General features: G+C 51.5%; 19 protein-coding genes. 6 read left to right on the top strand and 13 right to left on the bottom strand.

The features are described 5' to 3' along the window. Positions 1-12: 12 nt before the first annotated feature. The gene (locus ACQUQM_RS18705) at positions 13-816 is read left to right on the top strand and encodes a hypothetical protein (RefSeq protein WP_432471386.1); all 804 of its coding nucleotides are present in this window, start codon (positions 13-15) and stop codon (positions 814-816) included. Between the two features lie 69 nt (positions 817-885). Here ACQUQM_RS18705 and ACQUQM_RS18700 read toward each other — a convergent pair whose 3' ends face one another. Then, the gene (locus tag ACQUQM_RS18700) at positions 886-1,818 is read right to left on the bottom strand and encodes an NADP-dependent oxidoreductase (RefSeq protein WP_432471385.1); all 933 of its coding nucleotides are present in this window, start codon (positions 1,816-1,818) and stop codon (positions 886-888) included. Between the two features lie 152 nt (positions 1,819-1,970). On the opposite strand from ACQUQM_RS18700, the gene ACQUQM_RS18695 reads away from it, so the two are divergent. Both ACQUQM_RS18695 and cysZ read left to right on the top strand, forming a co-directional pair. Next, complete coding sequence (locus ACQUQM_RS18695) at positions 1,971-2,195, top strand: hypothetical protein (protein WP_432471384.1); 225 nt, start codon at positions 1,971-1,973, stop codon at positions 2,193-2,195. 41 nt (positions 2,196-2,236) lie between these two features. Next, a complete protein-coding gene (gene cysZ, locus ACQUQM_RS18690) occupies positions 2,237-3,052 on the top strand; it encodes a sulfate transporter CysZ (RefSeq protein ID WP_432471383.1) in 816 nt (271 codons plus the stop codon). Positions 3,053-3,109: 57 nt separating this feature from the next. Here the strand turns inward: cysZ and phoR are convergent, their stop codons facing one another. The 4 genes from phoR to ACQUQM_RS18670 all read right to left on the bottom strand — a co-directional run bounded on the left by phoR (position 3,110) and on the right by ACQUQM_RS18670 (position 6,748). Then, a complete protein-coding gene (gene phoR, locus ACQUQM_RS18685) occupies positions 3,110-4,468 on the bottom strand; it encodes a phosphate regulon sensor histidine kinase PhoR (RefSeq protein ID WP_432471382.1) in 1,359 nt (452 codons plus the stop codon). A 9-nt stretch (positions 4,469-4,477) separates the two neighbouring features. After that, the gene (phoB, locus tag ACQUQM_RS18680) at positions 4,478-5,173 is read right to left on the bottom strand and encodes a phosphate regulon transcriptional regulator PhoB (protein ID WP_432471381.1); all 696 of its coding nucleotides are present in this window, start codon (positions 5,171-5,173) and stop codon (positions 4,478-4,480) included. 90 nt (positions 5,174-5,263) lie between these two features. Continuing rightward, positions 5,264-6,154: a 4-hydroxybenzoate octaprenyltransferase gene (ubiA, locus tag ACQUQM_RS18675; protein WP_432471380.1), complete on the bottom strand. Its 891-nt coding sequence runs from the start codon at positions 6,152-6,154 to the stop codon at positions 5,264-5,266. 45 nt (positions 6,155-6,199) lie between these two features. After that, positions 6,200-6,748 (bottom strand): chorismate--pyruvate lyase family protein, encoded by a 549-nt coding sequence (locus ACQUQM_RS18670; protein ID WP_432471378.1) that lies wholly within the window; start codon positions 6,746-6,748, stop codon positions 6,200-6,202. A gap of 92 nt (positions 6,749-6,840) precedes the next feature. Here ACQUQM_RS18670 and ACQUQM_RS18665 point away from each other — a divergent pair, with 92 nt between their 5' ends. Then, positions 6,841-7,416, top strand: a complete 576-nt coding sequence (locus ACQUQM_RS18665; protein ID WP_432471376.1) for a DUF1415 domain-containing protein — start codon at positions 6,841-6,843, stop codon at positions 7,414-7,416. Positions 7,417-7,422: 6 nt separating this feature from the next. Here the strand turns inward: ACQUQM_RS18665 and ACQUQM_RS18660 are convergent, their stop codons facing one another. Next, positions 7,423-8,943 (bottom strand): diguanylate cyclase domain-containing protein, encoded by a 1,521-nt coding sequence (locus ACQUQM_RS18660; protein ID WP_432471375.1) that lies wholly within the window; start codon positions 8,941-8,943, stop codon positions 7,423-7,425. Between the two features lie 332 nt (positions 8,944-9,275). Between ACQUQM_RS18660 and ACQUQM_RS18655 the strand changes: the two genes are divergently transcribed. Next, the gene (locus ACQUQM_RS18655; protein WP_432471374.1) at positions 9,276-9,479 is read left to right on the top strand and encodes a hypothetical protein; all 204 of its coding nucleotides are present in this window, start codon (positions 9,276-9,278) and stop codon (positions 9,477-9,479) included. A 70-nt stretch (positions 9,480-9,549) separates the two neighbouring features. On the opposite strand, the gene phoU is transcribed toward ACQUQM_RS18655, so the two are convergent. The 5 genes from phoU to ACQUQM_RS18630 all read right to left on the bottom strand — a co-directional run bounded on the left by phoU (position 9,550) and on the right by ACQUQM_RS18630 (position 16,507). After that, on the bottom strand, positions 9,550-10,275 hold the full coding sequence (phoU, locus tag ACQUQM_RS18650; protein WP_432471373.1) for a phosphate signaling complex protein PhoU: 726 nt from the start codon (positions 10,273-10,275) through the stop codon (positions 9,550-9,552). A 17-nt stretch (positions 10,276-10,292) separates the two neighbouring features. Next, a complete protein-coding gene (gene pstB, locus ACQUQM_RS18645) occupies positions 10,293-11,126 on the bottom strand; it encodes a phosphate ABC transporter ATP-binding protein PstB (protein WP_432471371.1) in 834 nt (277 codons plus the stop codon). Between the two features lie 106 nt (positions 11,127-11,232). Beyond that, complete coding sequence (gene pstA, locus ACQUQM_RS18640; protein ID WP_432471370.1) at positions 11,233-12,930, bottom strand: phosphate ABC transporter permease PstA; 1,698 nt, start codon at positions 12,928-12,930, stop codon at positions 11,233-11,235. A 109-nt stretch (positions 12,931-13,039) separates the two neighbouring features. After that, positions 13,040-15,316 (bottom strand): ABC transporter permease subunit, encoded by a 2,277-nt coding sequence (locus tag ACQUQM_RS18635; RefSeq protein WP_432471368.1) that lies wholly within the window; start codon positions 15,314-15,316, stop codon positions 13,040-13,042. 219 nt (positions 15,317-15,535) lie between these two features. Then, on the bottom strand, positions 15,536-16,507 hold the full coding sequence (locus ACQUQM_RS18630) for a PstS family phosphate ABC transporter substrate-binding protein (protein ID WP_432471366.1): 972 nt from the start codon (positions 16,505-16,507) through the stop codon (positions 15,536-15,538). Between the two features lie 201 nt (positions 16,508-16,708). On the opposite strand from ACQUQM_RS18630, the gene ACQUQM_RS18625 reads away from it, so the two are divergent. Beyond that, positions 16,709-17,113, top strand: coding sequence for an acyl-CoA thioesterase (locus ACQUQM_RS18625; protein ID WP_432471365.1), 405 nt, complete (start codon positions 16,709-16,711; stop codon positions 17,111-17,113). 3 nt (positions 17,114-17,116) lie between these two features. Here ACQUQM_RS18625 and ACQUQM_RS18620 read toward each other — a convergent pair whose 3' ends face one another. Further along, complete coding sequence (locus tag ACQUQM_RS18620) at positions 17,117-18,478, bottom strand: GGDEF domain-containing protein (protein WP_432471364.1); 1,362 nt, start codon at positions 18,476-18,478, stop codon at positions 17,117-17,119. Positions 18,479-18,728: 250 nt separating this feature from the next. Beyond that, complete coding sequence (gene uvrD, locus ACQUQM_RS18615) at positions 18,729-20,948, bottom strand: DNA helicase II (RefSeq protein ID WP_432471363.1); 2,220 nt, start codon at positions 20,946-20,948, stop codon at positions 18,729-18,731. Between the last annotated feature and the right edge of the window lie 90 nt (positions 20,949-21,038).

The following is a 21,038-nucleotide window of genomic DNA, read 5'->3' as shown; positions in this document are numbered from 1 at the left end:
CAAAAGATAATCATGAAAAAAATAACAATAAAAACAGCAAAATTTCTCACCACGGTTTCGCTTTGCTGCCTGCTTAGTGGCGCGCCTGTCTGGGCGGCAGTTATCGATAATGCCGCCCAGGCTATGCGCCTGGCTACCGAACAGCGAATCCTGACCCAGCAGCTACTGAAAAGCTATGTTCTGTCTGGCCTGGGGGTGCGATCACGTAAAGCCGATCAGGCTATACAGAATGCTATCGGGCAGTTTGAAGCTAATAACACAGCGCTGCTGAGTTATGTAACGGATAACGCAACCCGAACCCAGCTCACTCAGTTGGTACAGCACTGGCAGCAAACTAAGCCGAAGTATCAGGTTAAACCGGATAAATCACAGCTGCTTAACCTCTTCTCCCTCAATGAGCAGCTATTGCAGCAGTCTGAGCAACTGGTGTTGTCGCTGCAGCAAAGCGATGGTTCTAAAACCGGTCCTATGATTGACCTTGCTGGCCGGCAGGGGATGTTATCCGTACGGCTTGTTGCGCTGTATGGAATGATGGCCTGGGGCTATGAAGCCCAGGCAAAAACTGGATATCAGGCGGTTTATAGTGGTTTCTCAGAGACATCAGAAGCGCTGCAGAAAGTACCTGATAATACTGCGCTGATTAACCATAGCCTGAAAGACCTGCAGCGGCAGTTGCAGCGTATCCGTATCACCGCTGAGAGCAGTAGCGATACCTATATTCCAGGGCTGATCGATCGTTCGGTGGTGAAAATGTTGAAAAAGGTCAGTGAACTGCAGGATGAGTATCAGGTGCTGGCCCGGACCCTGGATGATTAGAGGGTCCGGAACGGCTGAGAAAGCCGAGGGTTTTATTATAGCCTCAGCTTTTCAGAAAACAGGAACGACTCAGAAAGTAAGTACCAGCTTACCGCAGACATGTCCTTCAGCACTGAGGTGGAAGGCATCCTCAACCGCTTCAGCAGGGTAGCTGTCTGCCATATGCAGGTGCAGTTTTTCGTCTGCCACCAGCTGCGCAATTTTGACCAGTTGATCTGCATTCGATTGACAAAGTATCGTTTCGACACGACGTCGCTGCGCGTCACCGGCGGCGATCAGCTTGTCTTTAGTGACAGAGGGCAAGGTCACCAGTACGCCATCAGGTTTCAGGCAGGGCAGAGCCTGAATACCGGTTTCACCGCCGACACAATCAATAATCAGATCCATCTCTGCGGCATGGTCATTGATATCTTCATTGTGATAATCGATCAGGTGGTCGCAACCCAGTTCGGCCAGAAATTCGTGGTTATGCACCGATGCAGTTCCGGTGACATGGGCACCGGCCCACTTCGCGATCTGGACCGCCAGATGGCCGACACCACCAGCAGCACCGAGGATCAGCACCTGTTGGTTCTTTTGTAAATTGCCTTTATCAAACAGCGCCTGCCATGCGGTCAGGCCGGCAGTGGCCAGACCACCGGCGAGTTCCGGATCGACAGCGTCGGGTAGTTTGGCAATCTGCTCTGCGGGAGCCGCAATATACTCGGCATAGCAACCGGCGCGCTGGGGAAAATTGATTAGCCCGAATACCGAGTCCCCCGCTGCGAACTGGCTGTTACCCGGGTCCTCAATCACCCCAGAGAACTCCCAGCCAGGAATAAACGGCAGGTCGCCGATGAAGCCACTGGCACCACCTCCGGAACAGGTTTTCCAGTCAATCGGGTTGACCCCGGCGGCGGTCGTTTTCACCAGTACCTCGCCGTTATTCAGCTCAGGTTTAGGTACATCCTCATAGGCTAGAACTTCGGGACCGCCAAATTGATGGATTCTGATCGCTTTCATGGTTTACTCCGATAGTTTGCAGGTGAAAATTGAACTCACTGCACTTAATATCCTGCATATTCACATAAAGTTATAGGTCAAACCAGCCACTTATGCAGGATATTTCTGTTAATCTATGACCTTCCTAATCAGAAAAATAAACGGAAATAAAGATGTATCTTGTGGTCGCAGAACAGTTGTTAATGCTTGGTGGTTTTGGAGTTTTTCTGGTGTCTCTGGTGCTTTATGTACTCAGAACCAAAGATATTAAGTCGATTCTGGTTTTCTGGCAGGCGACGATTGAGTTTACCAAGCAGGAATTTATGATTAACCGGATCGGTTTATCGATGATGGTACTGGCAGTGCTACTCAGATTTTACAATCACTTTTTCGCATAACGCTGAAAGTGTTTTTAGTTTTTAAAAGGTAAGTGTAAGAAATGAAAGGGAATCCGGTCAAAGGTGCAGGTTATTTTCTGCGTGGGCTCAGTATGTTACCAGAGAAGGGGATACGGCACTTTGTGCTGGTTCCACTGCTCATCAACGTAGTGTTATTTGGTGGTGCTATCTGGTTTCTGATTGACCAGATGGGGTATTGGATAGATTATCTGCTGAGCAGTATCTTGCCTGATTGGGACTGGTTACAGTTCTTGCGTTACCTGCTCTGGCCGCTGGTGGCGGGCTCGATTCTGATTGTTGTCTATTACAGCTTTAGCATTGTCGCCAACATTATTGCGGCGCCTTTTAACGGTATTTTGTCAGAAAAGGTTGAACAGCGTCTGCGCGGCGAGTTAGTCACTGACGAAGGCTGGCAGGCGGTTATCGCTCTGATTCCCCGGGCGGTAGCGCGGGAAATCTCAAAGCTGATCTATTATCTGCCCCGATTACTGCTGTTATTGATACTGACATTTATTCCGGTTATCGGCTGGGTTGCTCCGCTGTTATGGTTCCTGTTTGGTTGCTGGATGATGGCGATTCAGTACTGTGATTATCCGATGGATAATAACAAGGTCAGTTTCAAAGACATGAAGGAAGCCCTGAAGCAGCGCCGCTTTACCTCGCTGGGCTTCGGTGGATTGGTTTCGGTTGGCATGATGATCCCGTTGGTTAACCTGCTGATAATGCCGGCAGCGGTGGTGGGCGCGACGATTTTCTGGGTTGAAGAGTATGCCAGCGATCAGGGTGAGATTGACCTGCGCGGCTTTGCTGCAAAGTCAGTCGGTACTGATCCGGCCGGGCGACTGGGCTCCGATTAAGTATCTCTCCCGATATAAAAAAAACCGCCCATCCGGCGGTTTTTTTATATCGAAAGCTTATCTGATCGAGGATGGTGCCGCCTGATCTTTCGGTTCCTGTTCATCAGGATCATCAGGTTGGCGCTGACTGCCGCTGCTTAACAGCTCTTTCGGAAAGTGACAGCTGAAAGTGCTGCCCTGGCCAATCTCGCTCTTAATTGACAGTCGACCGTTGTGGCGCAGCATCACATGTTTGACGATCGCCAGCCCAAGCCCGGTACCGCCGGTATCAGAGGAGCGGCTTTCGTCGATGCGATAGAAACGCTCCGACAGACGGGGCAGGTGAATGCTGTCGATGCCGGGGCCGTTATCCGCAACCGAGAAGTGAGTGCCTTTTTTATCTGCCCACCAGCGTATCTGTATACGGCCACCGGCAGGTGTATAGCGAACGGCATTGAATACCAGGTTAGAGAATGCGCTGTAGATCTCGGCTTCTTGCCCCAGCAGGGTGTTGTTCGGATCCAGGTCGAGCTCAATGGTTTGGTTCTTATCTTTACCCAGTGCTATTGCGTCATCGCGTATACGACAGATGATTGACTGGATCGGGATCGGTAGTTCGTCTGAGATATGCGGGCTGGCTTCCAGCCGGGACAGCAGTAACAGGTCTGATACCAGGTTTTCCATCCGCCTGGATTGGTTGGCCATCTGGTTCATGCCCCGCTGCAGCGGGCGTGGCAGGTCCTGATCGAGGAAGGTTTCCAGATATCCCCTGATGACAGTGAGCGGTGTACGCAGCTCATGGGATGCGTTAGCGACAAAGTCTTGCCGGGTCTGCTCCAATTGCTTCAGGCGGGTAATATCCCGTGCTACCAGAATCCGATCGCCGACACCGAAGCGGGTCAGCCGGTATTCAAGGATAACTTCGTTACTGAGCGGCGAGGGTAGTTGCAACGGATCGTCGTAATTTTGCTTGCGGTAGTAGCGGACAAAGCGCGGATCGCGCAGCAAGTTCATCACTGAGCGGCCCCGGTCGGTACTGGCCTTCAGCCCCAGTAAGCGATCAGCAGCACGATTCCACCACTCAAGGTTGTTGTGGTTGTCGATGATGACAATCGCATCGCTGAGGGCCGCTGATGATTGTTGAAACCGGTGAATAACAGCCCGTAGTGACTGGCTTCTGCCAAGCTGGCGTTTCTGGTCCCGGGACAGTTCATCAAACAGTTCGCCCCAATGACCAGAGGTTTCCGGTACATCGCTATTTGAGCTATCCATCAGCCACTGCTGCAGGCGATTAAACTGTTTGATCTGAAACAGCGCCCAGCCCAGCAGGGCAAAGGCAAGCGTCCAGCCTGGATAACCGATAATGAAGCCGGCAAACAGAGAGACAACCACTGTCAGCAGCAGGTTGCTGGCTATAGAATGGTTGCTGTTATACATAGGTTGGTCTCAGACTACCTGTGATGAGAAGCGATAACCGGTGCCACGGACAGTCTGAATCAGATAGTCATGGCGTTTCCCCAGTGCTTTACGCAGACGCCGGATATGCACATCGACGGTCCGCTCTTCAACATAGACATTACCGCCCCATACCAGATCAAGCAACTGGCTTCTTGAATAGGCGCGGTCCTGGTGGGTCATAAAGAACTGTAGCAGGCGAAACTCAGTGGGTCCCAGATCCAGCGGTTGCAGCTCTGCACTGACCCGGTGCGAAACCGGATCCAGGGTCAGGTCATCAACGGTAATTGGTTCTTCAACGCCTTTCGGTGTGGTCCTGCGCAATACTGTTTTCAGCCGGGCGACCAGTTCCCGGGGCGAGAACGGTTTAGTAATGTAATCATCAATACCGGATTCCAGTCCCTGTATCTTATTATCTTCGTTGCCTTTGGCGGTAATCATAATAATCGGGATATCTGAGGTCATCTCATCCTTACGCAAACGGCGGGCAAACTCAACGCCGCTGGTACCTGGCATCATCCAGTCCAGCAAAATCATGTCCGGCTTATTATCGACAATAAGCGGATGCGCCGCCTGAGCTGACTCGGCTTCAATACATTCGTAGCCAGCCATCTCCAGTGCAACTGCGATCATTTCACGGATCGGGGCTTCGTCATCAACGATCAGAACCCGTTTACCTGAAGCCATGATCTGTTACCTCATTTCAATGATTTAGATGGCCCAATTAAAAGATGAAACTGTTACAGGAATATGACAATTGTAACAATTCGGGCGGAATCAGCTAAAGAAATAGTGCAGCGCGAGACTAATTAACAACAGCAAACCGGCGTAATGGTTATTGAGAAAGGCTTTGAAGCACAGGTCCCGGTCCCGGTTGCGGATCAGGTACTGCTGATAACCGAACAGTGCGGCCATTGCGGTTAATCCAAGATAGAACCAGAACGAAAGATCAAGCTGCAGCGCCAGCATGATAAAGATTGCCAAGGTACTCAGTTGCAGGATACCGATAATCAGCTTATCCATGTCACCGAACAGAATTGCGGTGGATTTTACGCCGATCTTCAGATCATCATCGCGATCGACCATCGCATACATCGTATCGTAGGCAACGGTCCACAGCACTGTCGCGATATAGATCAGCCAGGCGTAGTGTGGTATCTCTGCCAGGGTTGCGCTGAACGCCATCGGCACGGCCCAGGCGAAGGCCATACCCAGTACAACCTGGGGAAGGTGGGTATAACGCTTCATAAATGGATAGCAGGCCGCCAGGGCAACACCGCCGAAGGAGAGTAAAATAGTCATCTGGTTGGTGAGCAGCACCAGGCTGAAAGCCAGCACTAACAGCCCGGCAAACAGATAGATAGATTCACGGGCGGAGATCCGGCCTGCCGGAATCGGGCGCTGAGCAGTACGTTTAACATGACCATCTATTTTACGATCAGCGAAATCATTGATGACGCAGCCAGCGGAGCGCATGAGGAATGTGCCAAGGCAGAAGATAACCAGCAGGTCGATGCCGGGAACGCCTTCAGCAGCGATCCACAGGGCCCATAGGGCTGGCCATAAGAGAAGATAGGTACCGATCGGCTTTTCAACCCGCATCAGCTCACCGCAGGCGCGGAGCTTTTGCTGCCACTGAGATGATGGTTGGGGTGTTGCTTGCTGCATGGTCAGGCTTCCGGGATATTTTTTGCAGAAACAGGTCTGCGGGAATCAGGTTGCAGGATAGTGTACCTGTTGCAGCTCGGGCAGGAAAACTTCTGCAACCAGCAACGGCTTATCGGAGAGTCGAAACTGAGAGCGTCGGGCCCATACGGTCTCTCCACTGGTGAGTTTAAGCTTACTGACCTGTAGCGGCCCACGCTGCATGGTCGGGTCGGTGAACAAAACACTGCCGAGGGAGCGATTGCCGATGGCATTGAGCTGGCGCTGCTTACCGGTCAGGGTTGAGGCGGGGATCACTGTTCTGGCGTAGACCCAGGGTTGTCCTTTGCCTATCAGCTGCACTTCGCGGATCAGCGCCAGTTGCCGGGTCGGTATGCCCAGAGCTTTTGCCTCTGAACGGGTTGGCCGGGACCAGCCCTGGCGCACCACTTCGACCCGAAAGTCACCCTGGCTGAGATCTATAAGTCGCTGAGTCAGGGAGCCAGAATCGAGCAGCCATTTACGCCATATCAGCGGCGCGTCGGTGGCTGCCGGACGGCGCAGGGTATACCAACGCACATCGAAGCTATTCTGGGTCAGGGCTGCAGGAATCGGCACTTTTAATACTCATAGAAAAACTGGCGCTATATTACCATCCGCAGGGAATAAATGTATTGGGGTGGGATCAGGGTTTTAGGTAGTATATGTGGATGAAAAAAGAAATTAATATTGATAACCCCGAATCAGTTACTAGTCTGACCCGACGCTGGGTCGAAACTATGGTTGTTGGCCTCAATCTATGCCCTTTTGCCGCGCCAGTGGTACAAGATGAAAGCTTGCGTTACAGCGTATCTACTGCCATAGAAAGAGAGGCTTTGGTGGCTGATTTTCTGCAGCAGATCGAAGCGATTCAGCAGTCAGATGAAGCTGAGATAGCCACGACGTTGCTGATCGTGCCGCGTATGTTGCAGGATTTCTACGATTATCTGGATACGCTGGCACTGTTTGAAGAGCTGTTACAGGATGCCGGTCTTGAAGGGGTATTACAGCTGGCCAGTTTCCATCCGGGCTACCTGTTTGGCGGCGTCGATGAAAATGATCTGAGCCACTGGACTAACCGCTCACCCTATCCAACCTTTCATATCATCAGGGAAGCCCAGATGAGCCGGGCCCTGACCCATTACAAGAATCCGGAGCAGATTCCAGAGCGGAATATGCAGTTATTAAGAGATCTGGGACGGCAGGGGTTAATTGAGCGCTTCCCTCCGTTTGCTGATTACTGCTGAATATGGCTATTCAGCAGTAAAGCAGATGACACGATTGCGGCCCTGTTCTTTAGCCTGATACAGGGCTTTATCGGCCTGCTCGATAAGTTTATGGGGTGATACGCCCTTGTTGTTTGGCGTCATAGTGGTAATACCCAGGCTGGCGGTAACCGGCTGATCACGAAACTCCGGGCTATGGCGTATATCAAGCTGGCTGATTTTGTTGCAGATGTTGTTTGCCAGTACCTGTGCACCGGATTGATCTGTATCAGGTAGCAGGATGCAGAACTCTTCGCCGCCGTAGCGGCTGACAATATCCTGGGCTCGGCGCGCGGATTCCTTTATTGCTAACGCAACCTGGCGCAGACAATTATCGCCGTTAAGGTGTCCCAGGTAGTCGTTAAATGCTTTGAAGTGGTCGATATCCAGCAGGATGAGAGATAGCGGCTGCTTAGATCGCTGGCCCCGTCGCCACTCTATCTCCAGAGTACGTTCGAATTCTCGCCGGTTAAATACCTGAGTCAGATTGTCGATACTTGCGGCCCGTGCCAGCAGGTCATGAGAACGTTTCAGTTGCAGCAGTATATTGATACGGGACTGAATGATTGCCGGATCTCTGTTTTGCAACAGATAATCAGCAACCCCAACATCATAAAGGGCGACTTCAGCGCTATCGTCCAGCGGCTGGCCGATTACGGCGAGGGGAATCTGCTGCTCGCGGGTAAAGTGGCCCAGCTCCCGACACTGTTCGGTAAGATCATGCTGCTGACCATCATTATGCAGCAGTACCAGATCGGGGCACTGTTCATCACTCAGCAACTGATCTTTCAATGCTTGCAAGGATTGTGGCAGCAGGATATTGCTTTCATCACGCAGGGTTGAGAGTACTCCCCAGAGTTCGGCAACAGAGTCGCCACCATAGAGGGCGATAGTCTGGCGTTCATGATAGCGGGTGCCGCTGTTCAGCTCGGGCGTTGCAACCGAGTCGCCCTGCAAAAAATTGATGATCGATTCATGATTCATCAGACCGACTAATTTACGGCCGTCCGGGGCCAGCATTGCCGGTGTGCGCAGGGTGAAGTTGCCCTGTTCCCATTGCTGTTGCCAGGCTTCAAGGATCTGTTCACACGTTTCATCGGCATCTAATTCTGTCGGTAGCTCGGACGCTTCCAGACAGTTGAATATGACCGATGGATTAGAGATATCTTTACCTTCGACCCACAGCGCCCGGTAGAGGTTGTGGCGGAATGTTTCCGCCTTGCCTGGATCGATTTTTTGCGTGGCGATGACACACAAACAGGGAAAGTAGCTATCGCTGCGATTGAGCGGCAGAGATATCGCGACATCCGGGGTACGGTTACGAATGTTGAATACGTCGCTGGCAAGCTCGGCCATGCTTTCTGCAGAGCCAAGGTAGCTGCCAATCTCGGAATTATGCTCTACCAGACGCCAGTCAACTTTATGCAGCAGATTATTGCTGCAGAGCAGCTCATGAAGGGCGTAACTGAATGGGCAGTTAAGGTCGCCGTAAACTATATACTCTGCCATTTTCGTCCTGAAATAATTGTGCTGATGGGTCAAGTGTAGGCGCTGTATCGGCCAACTGGATTGTTTTATAAGGAGATAGTGAAGAAAATAATTTGCTGTTGATACTGTGTATCATGTTTTTCGTACTACAAGAGCAGAGTTAATTCAGTTAAAATCTGGAAACTTCGGCATTTGAACAGTGGTTTCTGTCGTGAGCATGGAGCGATCAGAGCGGTACGCAGAATCTTGAATACAATTTGTATGGTGAAACAGTGTTAGTTGAGCGCAGAGGGAAGACGCCTGGAAAGCATGGGCGCAGAGCGTCAGACCGTGTCGGTGAAGCGGTTTGTGATATGAAGGGTGATCTGTGGGAAATTGATGCAGCCTTTCTTATCTATATGAAAGAGATGGTACCCGGCTGGTGCGGTGGTAGCCTGCCTTCTGAGGTAATGGAAGGATTGAAGAATACAGGCCGACATCAGGCAGTAGGCCTCTCTTTGAGTGCCGAGCCAAAAGAAGGCGGTAAGATTCAGCTCAGAGTGCAAAAGATAGGCTGATGAGTAACAGATACAAAAGGGCAGCCAGGGGCTGCCTTTTTTATGTCCGGTGACCAGTAACTAAACAGGCTTATTCAGTACCTTTGACGGTCTTCCTGATCTCTTTCAGGCTGCTGTGGCGGACGTCAGTACCACTCACCAGGTAGATCAGATGCTCCGCCATATTGCGTGAGTGATCACCGATCCGCTCCAGGCTACGCAGTACCCAGATAACATTCATAACGCTTGAGATAGCGCGGGGATCTTCCATCATGTAGGTCATCAGGGAGCGCATCGCAGAGCGATACTCCTGATCGACTTCTTTATCCTGTTTGGCGACCTTATAAGCCAGCTCTGCATCGCTGCGGGCGAAGGCGGTAAGGCAGTCCTTCAGCATGTCGCGCACTAAATTACCGATATGGCGAACCTCCTGATAGCCATGGATCTTGCCACCCTGTTCTGCGAGTTCGATGGCGTGACGGCAGATACGGTTGGATTCATCACCGATCCGTTCCAGATCGTTGACTGCGCGGCTAACGGAGATAATCAGTCGCAGGTCGCCAGCGGCAGGCTGGCGCCGGGCGATGATCAGGGTGCACTGTTCATCGATCATCAGTTCCATATCGTTGATCGCTTTTTCATTTTTCCGGGCCTGCTCGGCAAGCTCGGTATCACCCTCGATCAACGCTTCAACCGCATCATTAACCTGGCGCTCAACGGCACCACCCATGGTCAGCAGGTGGGTGCGGATCTGTTCCAGCTCGTCATTGAACTTCTGAGATATGTGAGTACTGTGGTGGTCTTGTTCGTAAGTCACTGTAGTGTCTCCGCGTATTAGCCGTAACGACCGGTAATGTAGTCTTCAGTCTGTTTCTTTTCTGGATTGGTAAACAGTGTATCAGTTACACCAAACTCAATCAGATCACCCATATACATAAAGGCGGTATAGTCAGACACCCGGGCTGCCTGTTGCATGTTGTGGGTTACGATGACGATGGTGAAGTCTTTTTTCAGCTCGTGGATCAGCTCCTCGATCTTTAAGGTAGAGATCGGGTCCAGTGCTGAAGCGGGTTCATCCAGCAGCAGAACTTCTGGCTTTACAGCGATAGTCCGGGCGATAACGAGACGCTGCTGCTGACCGCCGGACATACCCAGTGCGCTTTCGTGCAGGCGGTCTTTTACTTCTTCCCATAGTGCTGCAGATTTAAGCGCCCACTCAACCGTTTCGTCGATCACGCGTTTTTTAGTGATACCCTGAATCCGCAGGCCGTAAGCGACGTTTTCGTAGATACTTTTCGGGAACGGGTTAGGTTTCTGGAAGACCATGCCGACCCGGCGACGCAAATCAGCAACATCAACCTTGCGCTGGTAGATATTCATCTCATCCAGGTTTATTTCACCACTGATAGTACAGCTGTCCACCAGGTCGTTCATCCGGTTAAAACAGCGCAGCAGCGTTGATTTACCACAACCGGATGGACCGATAAAGGCGGTTACCCGGTTCTTCGGGATGATCATATTAATGCCGTGCAGGGCGCGCTTATCACCGTAATAAAGCTCCAGATCATTGACGGTCAGGGCTACGGTTTCATCTTCCAGGCGTAGCGCTTCATTGCTGCGCTGCATCGCGGAAATATCGATAGCGTGAGTTTTAGTTTCCATAGTCATCTTTAAACCTGTTTTCTGCTCGGCTTATATTTCAAGAGCTTTGTCTTTTTCGCCAAAGCAGCTGGTTGCGGATCGCAAGTGATAAGAATTAGTTTCCTATCCATGATCACATTTCCAAAGCTTTGTATTTTTCGCGGAGATGATTGCGTATCGCGATTGCTGATAAGTTCAGCAGGGCGATTACAGCCACCAGCAGCAGTGCGGTCGCATAGACCAGCGGACGTGCCGCTTCAACGTTAGGGCTCTGGAAACCAACATCATAGATGTGGAAGCCCAGATGCATGAATTTCTGGTCCAGATGGATGAACGGATAGTTGCCATCCAGCGGCAGGCTCGGTGCCAGTTTTACTACACCAACCAGCATCAGCGGTGCTACCTCACCAGCGGCACGGGCAATCGCCAGGATCACGCCGGTCATCATCGCCGGGCTGGCCATCGGCAGTACAACCCGCCATAAAGTTTCAAACTTAGTCGCACCCAGTGCCAGGCTGCCTTCGCGGACGGAACGGGGAATACGGCTCAGGCCTTCTTCAGTGGCGACAATGACTACTGGCACCGTAAGCAGTGCCAGGGTCAGCGATGCCCACATCAGGCCCGGTGTACCGAAGGTCGGCGCCGGTTTCGCTTCCGGGAAGAACAGTTGATCGATATTGCCACCGAGGAAATATACGAAAAAGCCCAGACCAAATACTCCGTATACGATAGAAGGTACACCGGCCAGATTGTTCACCGCGATCCGGATCAGGCGGGTGATGAATCCCTGTTTAGCATATTCGCGAAGATACACTGCCGCGACTACGCCAAAGGGGGTCACCAGAATCGACATCAGGATAACCATCATTACGGTACCGAATATTGCGGGGAAGATCCCGCCTTCGGTGTTTGCCTCACGGGGATCTTCAGATATGAACTCCCACAGTTTAGCTATGTAGTGGCCGATCTTAGCGAATATGCCCATATCATTAGGGCGGAACGCACGTACGATCTTAGACAGACTTATCTCAACGATCTCGCCACTGGATACTTCGGCAGTCAGGCTGTCGCGATTAAAGGCGTTGTAAAGATCAAGCAGGTCATTCTGCAGAACTTCGTAATCGGCGTTCAGTTCAGCGCGACGATCATTGATTGCCGTGTAGGGTGCAGAATCGCTAACTTCTTTTAGCTGCAGGCCTCGTTCTTTCAGACGTAGTCGCTCAATCTCATAGTTGATTGAACCTATTTTGTCCTTTTCGATTTGCAGAATCTGCTGATGGATCTCTTCGGCGCGTTCGATACGTTGATCCAGGTCGTTCCACAGGGCTTCATATTCGACAGTTTTAGTATATCCGTCGTAACTGCTGACCTGCTCACCGTTCTCTTTTACCGAGCGCAGGTAACCGTAGAGGTTGCCCCATTCACGGCGTTCTGCGGCGAACAGCATTTCAGGGTACTGCTTATCGGAGAGGTGGAAGTCCAGTGCCCAGGTAAAGTCCTGACCAAGCACATCACGGTTACCTACTTTCATCAGGTTACGGATCAGAAACTCTTTGTCGTCTGGCAGTCCTTTGATACCGGCCTCGCTCAACTGGCTGGTCAGTACTTCATTCGATTCAACGACTTCACCGATGATACGGGCGTTGTTGCCGTTGCTATTACTAGTGAGTTGCGCCTGCAGGATATCAGCGGGCCAGAAGTGACTCAGACCACGCACCGCAATCAGTGATAACAGGCCGACCACCATGATAATACAGATGGCAACGGCTCCGGCATTCAGCCATACCCATGGGGAGCCGGTTTTAGTCCATTCACGCAGGGAGATATTCATTACTCGAATAATCCTCTATCAATCAGCTTAAAGTGAACCGTACTTTTTAAGTAATCCACTGAGAGTCGGATACTGTCTGTTTTCATTGTTTGAATAATCATCAGTCAACCTAAAGCGAACCGTATTTTTTACGTAATCGCTGCCGGATCAGTTCCGCCAGGGTGTTGACTACGAAAGTAAACAGGAACAGTACAAATGCGGCCAGGAACAGGATCCGATAATGAGTACTACCGACCTCGGATTCCGGCATCTCAACAGCGATGTTAGCTGCCAGGGTGCGCATGCCTTCAAAAATATTCATATCCATGATCGGCGTATTACCGGTGGCCATCAGCACGATCATAGTCTCACCTACGGCCCGGCCCATACCAATCATCACCGCTGAAAAGATACCCGGGCTGGCAGTTGGCAGCACGACGCGGGTCAGGGTCTGCCATGGTGTAGCGCCCAGTGCCAGGGAGCCGAAGCTCAGGTGTTTAGGTACCGCGAAGATCGCATCTTCGGTGATCGAGAAGATCGTCGGTATGACTGCGAAGCCCATTGCGATACCGACAACCAGAGCGTTGCGCTGGTCGAATGTAATACCCAGATCATTACTCAGCCAGCTACGCATATTGCCATCGAAGAGCAGCACTTCGATACCGCCACTGATCCACAGACTGAACAGAGTACACAGAATAATAACCGGTATCAGCAGCAGTGCGTCCCAGCCATCAGGAATCAGGAAACGTAGACGTTGTGGCAGCTGGGCCCATGCGTAGCCAAAGGCGAGCACTGAAAAGGGCACAATTATCAGGATGGCAAAAATCCCGGGCAGGTTTTCTTCCATGAAGGGAGCCAGCCAGAGTCCGGCAAGGAAACCAAGGATTACGGTTGGCAGGGCTTCCATCAGCTCGATAAACGGCTTCACCTTACGGCGTAGCCCCGGCACCATGAAATAAGCGGTGTAGATAGCACCGCAGATAGCCAGCGGGGTCGCCAGAATCATTGCGTAGAAGGCCGCTTTAAGGGTACCGAATGCCAGTGGCATCAGGCTGTATTTAGGCTCAAAGTCATTGTTAGCCGCTGAAGATTGCCAGATATACTTAGGCTTTTCATGACCTTCATACCATACCTCACCCCACAAGCCACTCCAGGATACTTCCGGATGCTCGTTCTCGATATGCATAAACTTCAGCGTATCGCCGGTCTCAATCAGGATTGCATTGGCCCGCGGCGACATGGCGATCATGCTAGCGTTTGCTTCGGCAACTTTCTCCGCTAACACATTGGTTTCTGCGGTGGTGTTAAACAGACGCAATGTGCCTTCGCCGTCGATAGTGGCAAAACCCTTACGACGATGTTCAATTGCCAGGTCGGTTACAGCGCTATCGGCTTGTGTAAAACTGCGGATCTTAGTCAGTTGCCATAGTCCCCGGCTATTTCGTACCAGGAACCACTGTGACACCTCACCTCTTTCATTACCCAGTAACAGGGCAGAGCCGCCCAGCAGCAGGTCAAAGGTAGTGATCTTACTGTCTGAAGCATCTAATAGCTGGCTGACCACGGGTGCTTCTTTATTGGCGAGATTAAGTACGGCTACTTTGCCGTTCTCACCGGCGATCAGCATCCATTGCAGGTCCGGCATCAGCAGCAGTTTATTCGCCTGAATATTCAGCTTTGGTAACGCAGTGGCTTCGCTCTCCAGCTGAACGTCACCGGTAAACAGGTTTTCTTCCAGGGTAAGAAATACCGCGTTCAGAGACTCGTTATTACCGCCGATCAGTGCGTAGCTGCCTTCATCACCATTCAGTGCCAGTAGCTCCAGAGGGCTGTCGCTTACTGTAATTGGAGCTTCACCCAGAGGATAAGCCAGATTCGGGGTTATAACCCGCTGCCCATCAGGATAGCTGGATTTGTAGTCATGCTTATATACCAGTGCCTGGCCATTGCTCAGACCGATAGCAAAGATGCGGCTGTTTTCAGACGCGAGAGCAAAACTGGTTACGCTAGTGCCTTCAGGAAGTGCCACCTGATTTTGCTGGATGACTGTACCGTTCAGTGTACTGAAGAACAGAATTTCGCCACTATCACTGACCCGTAATCCGATCTCAGCCTGCTCTTCCATCGCAAGATAAAGGCTTTCACCCGATCCCGGTACGGTATATGGCTCAACTGCTGCACCGTTATGCTGCCATGGCTGAATCTCAGCGGACCGGAACATAGGTAGGACTTCATAGAGAAGGTAGAAGAAAATCAACAGGATAGCGATAATTACACTGATTCCACCCAGGCCGATGGTGAGGCTGGCGACCTTATCTTTAAGGGCGCGAAACTTACGACTGCGTCGGGCTGCAGGAGTATTAAAATCCAGATCAGGAATAGCGGAGCTGTTATCAATATTCATGAAACAATTCTACGAAGTTAAAAGACTTTGGTTAAAGGCCATGGTTACAGGCAATGCTTAAAGGCTATGGCGATAAAGATAGCCCAGCAATATGACAGCCATGTTACAGGGTTGTAATAAAGCTGTTATATAGCAAAAAAGGAGCCGCAGGGCTCCTTTATTCAGGTCTGTTAGTTAGCCCCCCCCCAAAAAAAAAAGGGCTGAAGCGATGGGCTGTATTTACAGGCCCAGCGCCTTCATCTGCTTTTCAACCAGGGCGGATGGCAGTGGGATGTAACCATCTTTCACTACGACTTCCTGGCCTACTTTAGCCATAACCATCTTCAGGAATTCACGTTCCAGAGGGGCCAGATCCTGACCAGGCTTCTTGTTGACGTATACATAAAGAGCACGCGCCAGAGGGTAAGAGCCGTTCAGGGCGTTTTCCGGTGTTGGTGAAACGAAAGCGCTGCCCTCTTTCTTAGTCAGCGGCAGCGCGCGGACAGAAGAGGTGTTGTAACCGATACCGGAGTAGCCGATGCCGTTCAGGGAAGTGGATACCGACTGCACAACAGAAGCAGAACCAGGCTGCTCGTTTACGTTGTTGCGGAAATCACCTTTACACAGCGCTTTCTTCTTGAAGTAACCGTAAGTGCCGGATACTGAGTTACGACCGAAGATCTGGAAACTTTGCTTAGCCAGTGCGCCTGCAACGCCTACGCCACCCCATTTGTTTACTTCCTGTGCCAGACCGCATTTGCGGGTGGCAGAGAAGATAGCGTCAACCTGAGGGATGGTCAGACCTTTAACCGGATTGTCTTTGTGTACGAATACCGCCAGGGCATCAATCGCAACAGCAACAGGAGTCGGCTTGTAACCGAACTTCTTCTCAAACGCTTCCAGCTCTTTGTCTTTCATCTTGCGGGACATCGGACCCAGGTTAGAAGTACCTTCGGTCAGTGCCGGCGGCGCAGTAGAAGAACCCGCTGCCTGAATCTGAACATTAACGTTCGGGTAATTACGCTTAAACTCTTCAGCCCACAGGGTCATCAGATTCGCCAGAGTGTCGGAACCTACAGAAGACAGGTTACCGGAAACGCCGGAAGCCTTAGTATACGTTGGCAGTTTTGGATCCAGCAGGTCAGACGCACTCGCTGTCAGGCAAGTTGTAGTCATCGCAACCGCGGCAAAAATCTTCTTCATCGGTTTCATCACAAGCTCCACAGAGTTGAATCTAAAATTAATTTTTGAAAATTAGTTTGTTTCGATGCTGGTCACTATAAGGCGGCTATATGACAAGGATGTGACAGCTGACAAAGAATGTATATGCGTTAGGATCGGGGACTAACTATATTTAATATAGGGGAGTAGAATACTGCTTTCCTAATAGATACAACCCGAACTCGGAACTGAATGATGATTACAAGCGATGATCAGCTGCTTAAGCCGGAAGGTGAATTAAGCCTTCGTTGTCCTGCTACTGCCGTTGCCAGCAATATGTTTGGCGATGTATATGGTGGTTGGGTTGCCTCCCAGGCAGTCCTTGCCTCAGAAATTCGTGCAGCAGAAGCATCTGAGGGCCGTGTCGCGACTGTCTCGATCGGTGCAATGTCGTTTATGGCGCCGGTGATCGAAGGCACTATTCTCAGTTTTTATACTACCGTACTGGAGCAGGGCACCAGCTCCTTGCGGATCAAAGTCGAAGTCTGGGGCTGCTGCCCGGATGGCCGGGATCTGCGTAAAGTGTCTGAAACCGAATGCGTGCAGGTGGCTATCGATGGCCATGGCCATATCCGGGCGCTGGATTTTGGTCAGTAAGCGTTAGCCCGGTAAGCTGGCGGCCGCGATAACCCTGTTGCGGCCATCGGCCTTCGCCTGGTAGAGCGCCTGATCCGCTTGCTTCAGAGCTTCCTCAAAAGTATCCCGCTGTGGTTTGAATTCAGTCAGCCCGATCGAACAGCTTACTTTGATATTGATATTTCCCGCCTGTACCGGCTGACCAGCTATTAACTGACAAATGGCGCTGGCCTGCGCAAAGCCGCGGTCCGGGTCTTCATCGGGTAACAACACCACGAACTCTTCACCACCGATCCGACAGAACACGGAATCCGGATTCAGAAACTGACTTACCTGTCGGGCAAATGCGATCAGTACCCGGTCGCCGGCATCATGACCGTGGTTATCATTGATCTGTTTAAAGTTATCAAGATCGAGAATCAGCAAGGTGGATGGGCTCAGTTCGCCTGCTTCATGGCGCGAGTATATGTAATCGTAGAGGGCGCGTCGGTTATTGATGCCTGTTAAAGGGTCGGTATGAGAAGCCGTTTGTAGTTCTTTTATGGCTCGGTTTTTATTGTGCAGGTCCGATATTAATAAGTTGGTACGTTGTGCGAATTGGCCAAATTCATCGTTTGATAGTACCGGAATTTTTGCGTCAGCGTGGCCATGAAGTACCTTATCCATCTGTTGCAGCTGATGTTCGACAATCAGCTTCATATTACGTTGTATTTTACGGGTCAGCAGAATCGCAGCCAGTGTGGTAATACCGATGATGAACAGGGTATGTAGCAGTAAAGAAAACAGGATCTTGTGTGGTTGTCCAATATATTCCTGTTCGTGCAGGGTCAGGTCATTATGGAGCAACAGAATGATAGCGAGGCCGACAAAAGTCAGCGCTGCCAGGAAGCAGGCCATCAACTGGGTGGTGACCGAATTAAAACGCGAATCCTGCAATTCTGACAGATCGTCGCCGGTGGCTTGATTTTGTAGCTGTGCATAGCGATGGTCTAGGTTATGCGACAGGCTTGAGTAAAAGCCCAGCCCAATAAAGCCAAATATGACTTTTAAACCACTGCCCGCCGGGAAACCGAGCAAAAAATAATTGAACAGGCTGATTGCGCTGCCAACAATAATCCAACATGCAAGGTGGCTGACGAGGCGTGGAAAGCGGCTGTGACCAGGGAGTTGCAGCAGGCGTTCCAATCGAGGCTGTGCCAGCAGTAAAAAAAAGATACCGCTGGCAAACATAATGAATGCTGACATCGCTTCGAGATCACTGATATAGGGGCATACCTGAATACCGTAGAAGGTCATCAGATAGGACCAGATCAGCCCCAGAAAAAGCTGTCCGCTGATTCTGGTCAGACGTTGTCTGGCCTGGTAACGCATGCTGATACTATCCATGTACTACATTGTTCCCTTGTTACAACTAATCGCAAGTTTGGGTTACCCATTCAGTGGAAAACCCCTAAGTAGGCGATTTTAATTGCAACATGCTTCCTTAACTGAAGGAAGGCCGCTGCCCGGTTCGACCGGTCATATAGACACATCAAAGCAAGCTTATGATTATAGGTTAAGGTCGGCAATGGCGGGGGAGAAAAGAAAAAAGGAAGATAAATATCTGCCTTTTTAAGTGACTCAGCTTTCCGTGTGCTCAGAGCGGCTGCAGATTGGCGAAACCAACCACCAGCCATTTAGTGCCCTCGAAGTCGAAGTTAACCTGAACCCGGGCCTTGGGACCTTGTCCCTCGTAGTTAATTACGATGCCATCACCAAAAATTGGATGATTGACCCGCTGGCCCAGTATGATCTGGGTCTCGGGTATTTCGGTACCGCTGAACATAGAGGATTGCGGTTTTTGCTGACGTGCGGTCACCGGACGGCTGATACTGGCGTTGAGGCGCACCTCTTCCAGATACTGCTCAGGAATCTCACGAATAAAGCGCGAAGGCCGGTTGAAGGTTTCATTACCATGCAAACGGCGTGATTCAGCGTAGGTGATAAACAACTTCTGCATCGCCCGGGTGATTCCGACGTAACAGAGTCTGCGCTCCTCTTCCAGACGGCCTGGTTCCTCGATTGACATCTTATGGGGGAACAGACCTTCCTCCATACCGCCGAGGAATACCAGCGGGAACTCCAGACCTTTCGCCGAGTGTAGCGTCATCAGCTGTACGCTGTCCTGATGTTCATCTGCCTGGGCATCACCGGCATCCAGCGCGGCATCGTCGAGGAAAGCTGACAAGGGCGTGGAGTTAACGTTTTTCTCAGCTTCCGGTTCCCAGGTTGAAAGGTACTGCCGGGCGGCACTGATCAATTCCTCAAGGTTCTCGATTCGGGCCTGAGCCTTTTCCCCTTTCTCTTTCATATGGTGCTCGATAAGACCGGATTTCTGAATCGCATGCTCGGTCTGTTCGTGCAGATCGGTACCTTCGGTCTCCTGATCGATCTGGTTGACCAGATCGATAAAGGCCTGCAGCGCATTCGCTGCCCGGGCGGTGAGCTTATTCAGCTCGATCACCTCATTTGCAGCGCGCCACATGGAGACGCCTTCGGTACGGGCATGCAGCCGCACCTCTTCGATAGTTTTACCACCGATGCCGCGTGTCGGCACGTTGATAACCCGTTCCATCGCAGTATCGTCTTCACGGTTGCTGAGCAGGCGAAGGTAGGCGAGGGCGTTTTTGATCTCGAGCCGGTCGTAGAAACGCTGGCCACCGTAAATCCGGTATGGCATTCCGGCGCGGATCAGGGATTCCTCCAGCACCCGGGACTGGGCGTTGGATCGGTACAGGATCGCCGCTTCGCTGCGTAAGTTACCTTGTTGTACCCAGTTGCTGATCTGATCGACGATAAAGCGGGACTCATCCTGCTCATTGAAAGCGGCGTACAGCGAGATGGCTTCGCCGTCGGCCTGGTCGGTGCGCAGCTCTTTACCGAGGCGGCCCTGGTTGTTGCGGATAACTTCGTTGGCGGCCTGCAGAATAGTATTGGTTGAACGGTAGTTCTGTTCCAGGCGGACGATTAAAGTCTCGACGAAGTCCTGGTGATAGCGCTGGATGTTTTCAATCCGGGCGCCACGCCAGCCGTAAATGGACTGATCATCATCGCCCACGGCCATCAGTTTTTCCGGTAGTGGCTTACGTGGATCAAGCGGATTACAGAGCAGTTTCAGCCAGGCGTACTGGATCGCGTTGGTATCCTGGAACTCGTCTACCAGAATGTAGCGGAAACGTTCCTGATAATGTTCCAGCAGGGCAGGATTGCGATCCCGTAATAGTTCCAGAGAGCGTAGCAACAGTTCACCGAAGTCGACCATACCGCCACGCTCGCAGGCATCTTCGTAGGCGTGGTACATGTTGACCATCATCTGGGCATACGGATCGCCGCCAGGCTCAATATGTGCGGCACGCAGGCCTTCATCTTTCTGAGCGTTGATATACCACTGGAACTGTCGCGCCGGCCAGCGGCTGTCGTCCAGATTCATCTCTTTTGCCAGACGTTTGATCAGCCGCAGCTGATCATCGGAATCCATAATCTGGAAGTTTTCCGTTAATCCTGCGTCGCGCCAGTGGGCTCGCAGGATACGGTGTGCCAGGCCATGAAAAGTACCGACCCACATGCCGCTGGGATTGACGCCCAGCAGCTCTTCGATTCGGCCGCGCATCTCTTTGGCGGCCTTGTTGGTAAAGGTCACCGCCATAATAGAGTAAGGCGACAGCCCTTCTGTCTGGACCAGCCAGGCGATACGGTGCACCAGCACCCGGGTTTTACCCGAACCGGCACCGGCCAGCACCAGCATATTACAGACCGGCGCAGAAACCGCTTCCCGCTGGGGTTCATTCAGTGAATCGAGGAGATGAGAGACGTCCATAGTGGCTCGCATGAATTGCTGTATAAATAATCAGTAGGGGAGTATAGCCGCCAAGGCGGCAAGTGGCTAGACGCAAAGCGGAGCTTTGCT

Source organism: Amphritea sp. HPY (genome assembly GCF_050870985.1).
GTDB lineage: Bacteria > Pseudomonadota > Gammaproteobacteria > Pseudomonadales > Balneatricaceae > Amphritea.
The sequence above is the reverse complement of the archived record's forward strand: the minus strand, read 5'-3'. Positions and strand labels throughout refer to the sequence as shown.

Bases quoted from the DNA above. Each gene is read 5' to 3' on its own strand.
- ACQUQM_RS18700 (WP_432471385.1), bottom strand. From the start codon at position 1,818: ATGAAAGCGATCAGAATCCATCAATTTGGCGGTCCCGAAGTTCTAGCC.
- ACQUQM_RS18635 (WP_432471368.1), bottom strand. From the start codon at position 15,316: ATGAATATTGATAACAGCTCCGCTATTCCTGATCTGGATTTTAATACT.
- ubiA (WP_432471380.1), bottom strand. From the start codon at position 6,154: ATGCAGCAAGCAACACCCCAACCATCATCTCAGTGGCAGCAAAAGCTC.
- ACQUQM_RS18655 (WP_432471374.1), top strand. From the start codon at position 9,276: ATGAAGGGTGATCTGTGGGAAATTGATGCAGCCTTTCTTATCTATATG.
- ACQUQM_RS18625 (WP_432471365.1), top strand. From the start codon at position 16,709: ATGATGATTACAAGCGATGATCAGCTGCTTAAGCCGGAAGGTGAATTA.
- ACQUQM_RS18620 (WP_432471364.1), bottom strand. From the start codon at position 18,478: ATGGATAGTATCAGCATGCGTTACCAGGCCAGACAACGTCTGACCAGA.
- ACQUQM_RS18630 (WP_432471366.1), bottom strand. From the start codon at position 16,507: ATGAAACCGATGAAGAAGATTTTTGCCGCGGTTGCGATGACTACAACT.
- ACQUQM_RS18705 (WP_432471386.1), top strand. From the start codon at position 13: ATGAAAAAAATAACAATAAAAACAGCAAAATTTCTCACCACGGTTTCG.
- pstA (WP_432471370.1), bottom strand. From the start codon at position 12,930: ATGAATATCTCCCTGCGTGAATGGACTAAAACCGGCTCCCCATGGGTA.
- ACQUQM_RS18695 (WP_432471384.1), top strand. From the start codon at position 1,971: ATGTATCTTGTGGTCGCAGAACAGTTGTTAATGCTTGGTGGTTTTGGA.
- ACQUQM_RS18665 (WP_432471376.1), top strand. From the start codon at position 6,841: ATGAAAAAAGAAATTAATATTGATAACCCCGAATCAGTTACTAGTCTG.
- ACQUQM_RS18660 (WP_432471375.1), bottom strand. From the start codon at position 8,943: ATGGCAGAGTATATAGTTTACGGCGACCTTAACTGCCCATTCAGTTAC.
- pstB (WP_432471371.1), bottom strand. From the start codon at position 11,126: ATGACTATGGAAACTAAAACTCACGCTATCGATATTTCCGCGATGCAG.
- phoR (WP_432471382.1), bottom strand. From the start codon at position 4,468: ATGTATAACAGCAACCATTCTATAGCCAGCAACCTGCTGCTGACAGTG.
- phoB (WP_432471381.1), bottom strand. From the start codon at position 5,173: ATGGCTTCAGGTAAACGGGTTCTGATCGTTGATGACGAAGCCCCGATC.
- cysZ (WP_432471383.1), top strand. From the start codon at position 2,237: ATGAAAGGGAATCCGGTCAAAGGTGCAGGTTATTTTCTGCGTGGGCTC.
- uvrD (WP_432471363.1), bottom strand. From the start codon at position 20,948: ATGGACGTCTCTCATCTCCTCGATTCACTGAATGAACCCCAGCGGGAA.